Source organism: Methylobacterium sp. CCH5-D2 (genome assembly GCF_001556475.1).
GTDB lineage: Bacteria > Pseudomonadota > Alphaproteobacteria > Rhizobiales > Beijerinckiaceae > Methylobacterium > Methylobacterium hispanicum.
The window spans coordinates 1-8,767 of the sequence record NZ_LSIX01000316.1 but is presented as its reverse complement, the minus strand read 5'-3'; the positions used below and the strand labels follow the sequence as shown (position 1 = coordinate 8,767).

The 8,767-nt window shown below is 68.0% G+C and carries 7 protein-coding genes and 2 pseudogenes; 3 read left to right on the top strand and 6 right to left on the bottom strand.

Annotated features, from left to right (window positions below):
• The 3 genes and pseudogenes from AX737_RS08290 to AX737_RS08280 all read left to right on the top strand — a co-directional run.
• Positions 1–444: pseudogene (locus AX737_RS08290) on the top strand (monooxygenase); the annotation flags it as partial.
• An 85-nt stretch (positions 445–529) separates the two neighbouring features.
• The gene (soxC, locus tag AX737_RS08285) at positions 530–1,771 is read left to right on the top strand and encodes a sulfite dehydrogenase (protein ID WP_066920514.1); all 1,242 of its coding nucleotides are present in this window, start codon (positions 530–532) and stop codon (positions 1,769–1,771) included.
• Positions 1,758–2,300, top strand: coding sequence for a cytochrome c (locus AX737_RS08280; protein ID WP_066920512.1), 543 nt, complete (start codon positions 1,758–1,760; stop codon positions 2,298–2,300). Before soxC ends, AX737_RS08280 begins: the two co-directional genes overlap by 14 nt.
• Here the strand turns inward: AX737_RS08280 and AX737_RS08275 are convergent, their stop codons facing one another.
• The 6 genes and pseudogenes from AX737_RS08275 to AX737_RS08250 all read right to left on the bottom strand — a co-directional run.
• Positions 2,301–3,632, bottom strand: coding sequence for an LLM class flavin-dependent oxidoreductase (locus AX737_RS08275; protein WP_066920510.1), 1,332 nt, complete (start codon positions 3,630–3,632; stop codon positions 2,301–2,303).
• A 61-nt stretch (positions 3,633–3,693) separates the two neighbouring features.
• On the bottom strand, positions 3,694–4,581 hold the full coding sequence (locus AX737_RS08270; protein WP_066920508.1) for an ABC transporter permease: 888 nt from the start codon (positions 4,579–4,581) through the stop codon (positions 3,694–3,696).
• Positions 4,578–5,366 (bottom strand): ABC transporter ATP-binding protein, encoded by a 789-nt coding sequence (locus tag AX737_RS08265; protein WP_238232162.1) that lies wholly within the window; start codon positions 5,364–5,366, stop codon positions 4,578–4,580. The genes AX737_RS08270 and AX737_RS08265 overlap by 4 nt, the downstream gene beginning before the upstream one ends.
• An 80-nt stretch (positions 5,367–5,446) precedes the next feature.
• A complete protein-coding gene (locus tag AX737_RS08260; protein ID WP_238232160.1) occupies positions 5,447–6,520 on the bottom strand; it encodes an ABC transporter substrate-binding protein in 1,074 nt (357 codons plus the stop codon).
• A gap of 229 nt (positions 6,521–6,749) precedes the next feature.
• Positions 6,750–7,625 carry a TauD/TfdA family dioxygenase gene (locus AX737_RS08255; protein ID WP_066920504.1) on the bottom strand — a complete coding sequence of 292 codons (876 nt, stop codon included), beginning with the start codon at positions 7,623–7,625 and terminating at the stop codon, positions 6,750–6,752.
• Positions 7,625–8,221, bottom strand: a pseudogene (locus tag AX737_RS08250) (SDR family NAD(P)-dependent oxidoreductase); the annotation flags it as partial. The gene AX737_RS08255 and the pseudogene AX737_RS08250, both read right to left, overlap by 1 nt.
• Positions 8,222–8,767: the final 546 nt, after the last annotated feature.

The following is an 8,767-nucleotide window of genomic DNA, read 5'->3' as shown; positions in this document are numbered from 1 at the left end:
GTCGCCGAGCGCACCCGCGTCTACAGCCACGGCAATGCCGGGCGTACTGCCGACGACCCGCAGATCCAGGCCGTCGTCGGTCGTGTCCGCGCCAACGCCTACGCGGCGGGCGCCACCGTGCTGAAGGCCGCGGAGGCGGTCCAGAGGGTCCACGACGCTCACCAGGCCGGATCGAACGAGGCGGAGCGGCAGGCAACGCTAGCCGATGTCGAGGTCAACCAAGCGGTCAGCGTGGTCACCGACCTGATCCTGAGCGCGACGACGTCGCTGTTCGACGCGCTCGGCGCTTCGGCGGTGAAGGTGGGCGCCGGGCTCGACCGGTACTGGCGCAACGCCCGCACCATCGCCTCCCACAACCCCCGCATCTACCGGGACCGCAGCGTCGGCTCCTTCGCGATCTCCGGCGAGGCACCGCCCCGGCAGTATCGCGTCGGGACGGCCTGAGGTGACGGGCACTGGTAGCCGCGTTGCCACCATGTTGCACCACTATCGGTGGGAGAGCGCCAGTTGATCATGAGTGTGATGCCCCATGAGCGATAATGACATGACGATGCACGCCCGGCGGCGCTTTCTCGTCCGGAGCGCCGCGGCGGTGGGAGCAGTGGCCGCCAGCGGAGCCCGCGCGGAGCAGGCGACGCCGCCCGGCATCCCGGACTGGATGAAGGCGCCCGGCGCCGATACCGGCAGCCAGCCCTACGGCACGCCATCGCGCTTCGAGGCGGGGATCATCCGCAACATCCCCAAGGGCCTCAAGCAGTACACCTCGGCCTCCACCCGCACCCCGCTGCAGGATCTCGACGGCATCCTCACGCCGAACGGGCTGTTCTACGAGCGCCACCACGGCGGCATCCCGGACATCGACCCCGCCCAGCACCGGCTCATGATCCACGGGCTTGTGGAGCGCCCCCTCGTTCTCACCATGGAGGACGTCCGCCGCTTCCCGAGCGAGTCGCACATCTACTTCCTCGAATGCTCGGGCAATCCGGGCTTCGAGGCGATCAAGGGCAAGACGGCCTCGGACCTCGTCGGGCTCATCAGTTGCGCCGAGTGGACGGGCGTGCGCCTTGCGACCGTGCTGCGGGAGGCCGGGCTGAAGCCCGATGCAAAATGGGTCGTCGCCGAGGGCGCCGACGCGGCCGCGATGACCCGCAGCATCCCCATTGCGAAGTGCCTCGATGACGCGCTGCTGGTCTACAGCCAGAACGGGGAGCGCCTGCGCCCGCAGCAGGGCTATCCCCTGCGCGTGTTCCTGCCCGGCTTCGAGGGCAACATGAGCGTGAAGTGGCTGCGCCGCCTCAACGTCGCGGCCGAGCCCGGCTACACCCGCGAAGAAACATCCAAGTACACCGACTTGATGCCGGACGGCACGGCTCGCCAGTTCACCTTCGTCATGGAGGCGAAGTCGATCATCACCCGGCCCTCCGGCACGCAGCGGATCACCCCCGGTTTTAACGAGATCACCGGCCTCGCATGGACGGGGCGCGGCCGGATCCGCGGAGTGCAGGTCACGACGGACGGTGGCAAGAGCTGGCGGGAGGCGGCGTTGCAGGAGCCGGTCCTGAACCGGGCGCTGACCCGCTTCCGCCTGCCCTGGACTTGGGACGGCCAGCAGACGACCATCGCGAGCCGCGCCATCGACGAGACCGGCTACGTCCAGCCGAGCTTCGAGGATCTGACGGCAGTCCGCGGCCTCAAGTCGTTCTACCATAACAACGCGGTGGTGCCGTGGCGCATCGCGGCGGATGGGGAGGTCGCCAATGGCTACGCGTAAAGTCCGGGCGCTCGCTGTCGCGTTCCTCGTGTTCGGCATCCGCGGCGCGGCTCACGGCGCAGACCACTTCGGAATCGGCCGCCCGGCGACCGAGGCAGAGATCGCCGCCTGGAACATCGACATCGACCGCGACGGCCGGAAACTTCCGCCAGGATCCGGCAGCGTCGCCCATGGCCGCGCGGTGTTCGAGGCACAATGCGCCTCCTGCCACGGCAGCGGGGGCGAGGGTGGCACGGGGGAAAGGCTCGCCGGCGGCCTGGGCACGCTCGCCTCCGCCAAGCCTGTGAAGACGGTCGGCAGCTTCTGGCCCTACGCGCCGACTCTGTTCGACTACATCCGCAGGGCGATGCCGATGAACGCCCCGCAATCGCTCAGCGACGACGACGTTTATGCGGTCTCGGGCTACGTCCTGCACCTGAACGGGCTCGCGCCCGAGGACGCCGTGTTCGATGCCCGATCGCTCTCGGCCGTCCAGATGCCGAACCGGGACGGCTTCGTCTCGGACCCGAGGCCAGATGTGAAGCCCTGACTAGCGGTCCGTGCCGAAACCGGGCGGCGGGCGGGAGCCGAGGTGCCCGCGTAGCGTCCGACCCTCGTAATCCTCCCGGAACAGGCCACGGCGCCGCAGCTCCGGCAGGACGAGTTCGATGAAGTCGTCGAGGCCTCCCGGCAACGTCGCCGGCATGATGTTGAACCCGTCGGCACCTCCTGCCCGAAAGCGAGCTTCCATCTCATCGACGATCTGGGCGGGGGTCCCCACGATCTGCGAATGCCCGCGTGCCCCGGCGATTCGCAGATAGAGCTGGCGAAGGCTCAACCCCTCCCGGCGGGCGAGGTCGAACATCAACTGCTGACGGGATTTGGCCCCGTTGGCCTCCGGCAACTCGGGCACCGGCCCGTCCGGGTCGAAGCCGGAGAGATCGAAGCCGCCGATCATACGCTCCAGCAGCGCCAGCCCGACCACCGGATCGATCAGGTCCTGCAAGTCCTCGAATTTGGCACGGGCCTCGGCCTCCGTGCGCCCGACCACCGGGAACAGCCCCGGCATCACCTTCAGGTCGTCGGGCGCGCGGCCGAAACCGGCCATCCGGGCCTTCAAATCCCCATAGAACGCCACGGCCTCGTCGAGCGTCTGGTTGGCCGTGAAGACGATCTCGGCGGTGCGGGCCGCGAGGTCCTTGCCCGGACCCGACGAGCCGGCCTGGACGAGAACCGGCTGGCCCTGCGGCGAGCGCGAGATGTTGAGGGGGCCGCGGACCTCGAAATGCTTGCCCCGGTGGTCCAGCGGCCGGAAGCCGTCCGGCTTCGAGAACTGGCCGCTCGCGCGGTCGATCAGCACCGCGTCGTCGTCCCAGGTGTTCCAGAGGCCGAGCACCACGTCGACGAATTCCTCGGCACGCTCGTAGCGGTCGGCATGCTGCGCGATCCGATCGTTTCCGAAGTTGGCGGCCTCCGCGTCGGTTGCCGAGGTGACGAGGTTCCAGCCCGCCCGGCCGCCACTCAGATGGTCGAGCGAGGCGAAGCGGCGGGCGACGTTGTAGGGCTCGTTGAAACTCGTGGAGGTCGTGGCCACGAGGCCGATCCGGCGGGTGACGGCGGCGAGCGCCGAGAGCAGCGTCACCGGCTCGAAATGAGTGGAACGCGCCGTTCGCTCGCTGGACCGGAGGTTGGTGTCGCGAATGCCGGTTCCGTCCTCGAGGAACACGAGGTCGAACTTGGCGGCTTCCGCCTTCTGCGCCCAGCCGACATAGCGTGAGAGGGTGATCCCGCCATCCGCCTCGCTCGACGGATGCCGCCAGCCGGCGATGTGGTGGCCCGTCGCGTAGAAGAAGGCACCGAGGCTCAGGGTACTTTGGGTCATGAACAGTCTGATCAGAATGACGGTTTGCGGAAATGCGCCGGGCTTGGATCGGATGCCTGCGTCAGCGGACGACGCCCCAGCGCCGCACCGTCACTCGCTCCAGGGTGGCGAACACGACGTTCTCCACGAAGAGGCCAATGAGGATCACGACGAGCAGGCCTGCGAAGACCCGATCGGTGTAGAGCTCGTTGCGGTTCTGATAGATGTACCAGCCGAGGCCACCCTTGCCGGAAGCCGCGCCGAATACGAGTTCGGCGGCGATCAGGGTGCGCCACGCAAAGGCCCAGCCGATCTTGAGGCCGGACAGGATCGCCGGCAGCGCCGCCGGGATCAGGATCTGCCAGACGTAGGCCAGCCCGGTCAGTCCGTAATTGCGGCCCGCCATCCGCAGGGTCTCGGGCACGCCCTGGAACCCGGCGAAGGTGTTGAGTGCCAGCGGCCAGAGGACCGCGTGGACCAGCACGAAGACGAGGCTGCCGTTGCCGAGCCCGAACCAGAGCAGCGCCAGCGGCAGCAGCGCGATGGCCGGGAGCGGATTGAACATCGCCGTCAGGGTCGAGAGCAGGTCGCGGCCGAACTGCGTCGAGACCGCAAGCGTCGTCAGCCCGAAGGCGAGGAGAGCGCCGATCGCGTAGCCCTGTGCCAGCACGGCGAGGGAAATGCGCACGCGCTCGATCAGCTCGCCGTCGGCCAGTCCCTCGGCGAGGGCGGAGAGGGTCGCGGTGAAGCTTGGCAGCAGGAGATCGTTGTCCTTGGCCCGCGCCAGTCCCTCCCAGGCCGCTGCCAGGATCGCGAGGATCAGCGCCTTGCGCAGCCAGCCCTGCTGCCACAGGCGCGCGCCAACTGGCAGGGCGCGGGTGACGGGCGCCTCCACGAAGGGCGGCAGAACCTGGTCGACCTCTGGCCGGATTGGCGGAAGTGTGCGCGACGTCGTGGCGAACGCGGTCATGCGGCGCTCCCGTCAGCCTCGAACAGGCGCTCGTGGAGGCGCAGGGCGGCGGCCTGGAAGTCGCGGCTCCCGAGGCTCGTGAGATCGAAGGCGTGGCTGTTGATCTCGCTGCGCACCCGCCCCGGATGGGGCGAAAGCAGCGCCACCCGGTTCCCGACGACCAGCGCCTCCTCGATGGAGTGGGTCACGAACAGCAGGGTGAAGCGGACCTCGTCCCAGAGGGCCAGTAATTCCTCCTGCATCCGGCGCCGGGTCAGCGCGTCCAGAGCCGCGAAGGGTTCGTCCATCAGCAGCACCCGGGGCTGCATGGCGAGCGCCCGGGCGATGGCCACGCGCTGCTTCATGCCCCCCGAGAGCTGATGCGGATAGCTGTCGGCGAAGGGGGTGAGGCCGACCTTATCGATGACCTGGCGCGCCCGCTGCGCGGCCTCGCGCCGGCCGAGGCGGCGGGAGGCGCGTAAGGGGAAGGTGACGTTCTGCAGCACCGTCTTCCACGGCGGCAACTGGTCGAACTCCTGGAACACGACGATGCGGTCCGGCCCCGGGCCCCGCACCGGCACGCCATCTAGGGTGATATCGCCCTCCACCGGCGAGATGAAACCCGCCACCGCTTTGAGCAGGGTGGACTTCCCACAGCCCGATGGGCCGAGCAACACGAAGCGGTCCGCTTCGTACACGTCGAGGTTGACGCGATGCGTGGCGCGCACGACCCGCGCCGGAGTGCGGTATTCGAGGCTGACGCCCGAGATGCGCAGGAGTGGGTCCGGCAGGGCGGGAGCCGCCATGGCCGGGCCGCTCCAAGCCGCCGTCTCCGGCTCCGGCGGCACGGCGCGGACGCTTGTTTCCGAGAGGGTCATGCGCCTGCTCAGCTGCCGGTGGCAGTGCGCGGACTGGCGAAGAAGTAGTCCGACAGGCTCTTCGGCTCGGTCTTGATCGCTCCGACCCGGTGCATGAACTGGCCGAGGCCGAGGGTGTTCTGCGGCTCGATCTTGAAGCTGACCTGCGGATTCCTGATCACTTTGAGCAGCAATTCCCGGTCGAGCTTGCTGTTCGTCGCCTTGAGGTAGATGTCGGCGGCCTTCTCGGGGTTGGCCGTGACGAACTTTGCCGCCTCTTCAAGGGCCTCGACGAAGGCCGCGTAGGTCTTCGGGCTCTCCGTGTAGAAGCGCTCGGTCGCGTACAGCACCGTCGAGGAGGACGGGCCACCTTGGACGTCGTAGGAGTTCAGAACGACGTGGGCGTTCGGGTTCTCGGCGAGTTCCTGATCTTGAAAGGGCGGATTGGCGAAGTGGCCGGTCACCTCAGTGCCGCCCTTGACGATCGCCGCCGTCGCCTCGGGGTGCGGGATGGCGACGGTCAACTTGTCGAGCTTGGCGAAGTCCTTGTCGCCCCAGAGCTTGGCCGACGCCCATTGCAAGATGCGCGACTGGACCGATACGCCGACCGCCGGCACGGCAATGCGGTCGGCATCGGTGAAGTCCGCGATGGTCTTCACCCCCGGACGGTTGCTGACGAGGTAGTAGGGAAAGTTTCCGAGTGAGGCGACGCCCTTCACGCCCTGCCGCCCGCGGGTGCGGTCCCACAGGGTGAAGAGCGGCCCCACGCCCGCGCCGCCGATATCGACCGCGCCGGAGAGCAGCGCATCGTTGACGGCCGAGCCGCCGGAGAGCTGAACGTACTCGACCGTAATATCGAGACCGGATTCCTTGCCGTGCTTCTCGACGAGCTTCTGGTCCTCGATGACATTAAGGAGCAGGTAGACGACGCCGAACTGCTTGGCGATGCGCAGCTGGCCCTCCACTGCGGCTGCCGGTCCGGCCAGCAAGCCGGTCAGCGCGATGCCGCCGATCAGTGCGGCGGCCCGCCCATACGACACGAAGTTTCGTCGCAACAGAAGCATGCAGATTCTCTCTGGCCTCGCCGTGCCGCAACAACGCATGGCGATCACAAAAGCGAGATTGAGATTTGACTTGTGAATGCTGTGCGGTCAATGAGAGGAAATATTACATTTCATCGACAAGGAGGTATTATCTTTTGCTGCGCGGATGATTTATAGACGAATTTTTGGTGTCGCCATGAGCATCGGCCGATAAGTCGGAGAGGACGGGCGAGCCCGCCCCGCCACGGTCGTGCGGCAGCGACTTCGCGGAGCGCTTGTGGGACAGGCCTCAGGCAGCCTTGCCCGTCTGCGTGTCGCGAGCCCGGCTGCGTCTCCCGCCGGTGCTGACCGGAGCGACGCCCTGGATCGTCACCCGCCGCACCACGCGGGGCTCGTCGTCATAGTCGTCCACGGCCCGGTGCACCGTCGCGCGGTTGTCCCAGATCGCCACGTCACCCTGCCGCCAGGACCAACGGACGGTGTTCTCGGGCCGCGTCGCGTGATCGTGGAAGATCGCGAGCAGGTGCTGAGAATCCGAGGTCGTCAGGCCGAGAATGCGCTGGATGAAATGGCCGACGATCAGCGAGCGCTCGCCACTTTCCGGATGGACATGAACCAATGGGTGCTCGGTCTCGTAGACGGTGCGGGTGAAGACCTCGTCGTACCGCCGCCGTCCGGCATCGGACACGTTCACTCGTCCGCCCACGTAGTCGTAGACGTTCGAGTGCACGGCCCAGAGCCGGTCCGCGAGATCACGCAGGGCTTCCGGTAACTCGGCATAGGCCGCTTCCGTGTTGGCCCAGAGCGTATCGCCGCCATAGGCGGGAAGCGTCACCGCGCGGAGGATCGAGATCGCCGGATAGTTCGGCACGAAGGTCACGTCGGTGTGCCAGGAGCTGGCACGCTCGCCCCGGCTGCCGTCGATGTCGAGGGTTCCCGCCGTGCCGTCGAGGGAGGGCACGGTCGGGTGCGGGACGAGATCTCCGAGAAGCCGCCCGAAGGCTTCGTGACCAGCCTCGTCCAGGGTCTGATCGCGGAAGAAGACCACCTTGTGCCGGATCAGCGCCTGCCGGATCGCAGCGACCGTCGCGGCGTCGAGGTCGCCGGAGAGCGCGACGCCGCGGATCTCGGCACCGATGCGCCCGGCGACGCGGCGGATGTCCAGTAGGCCGGCGCCAGCGTCAGGGTCAGGCGCTCCTGCATGTACTTCGTCAGGGCGTAGACCGAGGCGAGCGCCGGGCGCTTGGTCTCCGGCGTCGGCACCGGGCGCATCGGACGGCCCTCCGCATCAAGCGGGTCCCAGGGCTCGCCGGGCTTGCGGGGTTTGCGCACCGCATCCTCGATCGTGGCGCCGCCATGCGTGCGATAGAGCCCCTCGCCGTAGATGCTCATGGAGGAGGCGACGACGACGCGCTTGACCGGTGCCTCGATCAGCGCCTGGAACAGGGTCGCGGTGCCGCAATCGTTGACCGAGACGTAGCGCTCGACGGCGTACATGCTCTGGCCGACACCGACCTCCGCCGCGAGGTGGACCACGTGGGTCGCCCCGGCGAGCGCGCGTGCCACGGCGCCGGCGTCCCGGACGTCGCCCGCCACGAAGTCCACCGCGGGATCGAGCCCCCGGGGGACGGCCCCGGCACCGTGCACCTGCTCGATCAGGCTGTCGAGAACCCGAACCCGGTATCCGCGGGCCAGCAGCGCGCTTGCGAGATGCCGGCCGATGAAGCCCGCGCCTCCCGTGATGAGGGCTAGATCTTTCATGAGCAGCCGCACGACCCCGTCAGTTGCGACAGAAACGCCGAATATTTATCAAATGATACACCGGCAACCGGCACCAACCTATGATGCGATCGCAAGAATTCGCATTCGATAGTCCCGTCTGGCCTACCCAGCTTTCGGGATAGCTCCGGGGAAGGATCTTTGTTCCTCGATTTTAATCCGCGCCTCTGCCGTCGATCGTGGCCGCCGGGCGGCCGGAGCGCTCTTGCGCCGAAATGGACGCCGGTTCGGCGCAAGAGAGCGCGTCAGGACAAGAGGTTGGCGCCGTACCCCTCTCCAGAGCCGCCACCACGGGCCGCGCACCGCGGGCCGATATCAACGTTCTGCGCGAAAGATATCGCCCCACCCGGTAGCACGATGGGCATGTCTGGCCTTCCGTCACACCGCGACCATGCCGGGGCGCCGCCCGCCGGATACCCCGCGGCGCAACCGGATCACGATCGATGCGGGCAGCTTCTCGGGGTCTGGCCGGCGGGATCAGGGGAAAAGGTCTGCGGATGAGGGGGGACGCACCGGCCTGGGCCGGAC

Excerpts from the sequence above, each read along its gene's own strand:
- AX737_RS08275 (WP_066920510.1), bottom strand. The coding sequence starts at position 3,632 with ATGACCCAAAGTACCCTGAGCCTCGGTGCCTTCTTCTACGCGACGGGC.
- AX737_RS08260 (WP_238232160.1), bottom strand. The coding sequence starts at position 6,520 with ATGCGTTGTTGCGGCACGGCGAGGCCAGAGAGAATCTGCATGCTTCTG.
- AX737_RS08265 (WP_238232162.1), bottom strand. The coding sequence starts at position 5,366 with ATGGCGGCTCCCGCCCTGCCGGACCCACTCCTGCGCATCTCGGGCGTC.
- AX737_RS08280 (WP_066920512.1), top strand. The coding sequence starts at position 1,758 with ATGGCTACGCGTAAAGTCCGGGCGCTCGCTGTCGCGTTCCTCGTGTTC.
- soxC (WP_066920514.1), top strand. The coding sequence starts at position 530 with ATGAGCGATAATGACATGACGATGCACGCCCGGCGGCGCTTTCTCGTC.
- AX737_RS08270 (WP_066920508.1), bottom strand. The coding sequence starts at position 4,581 with ATGACCGCGTTCGCCACGACGTCGCGCACACTTCCGCCAATCCGGCCA.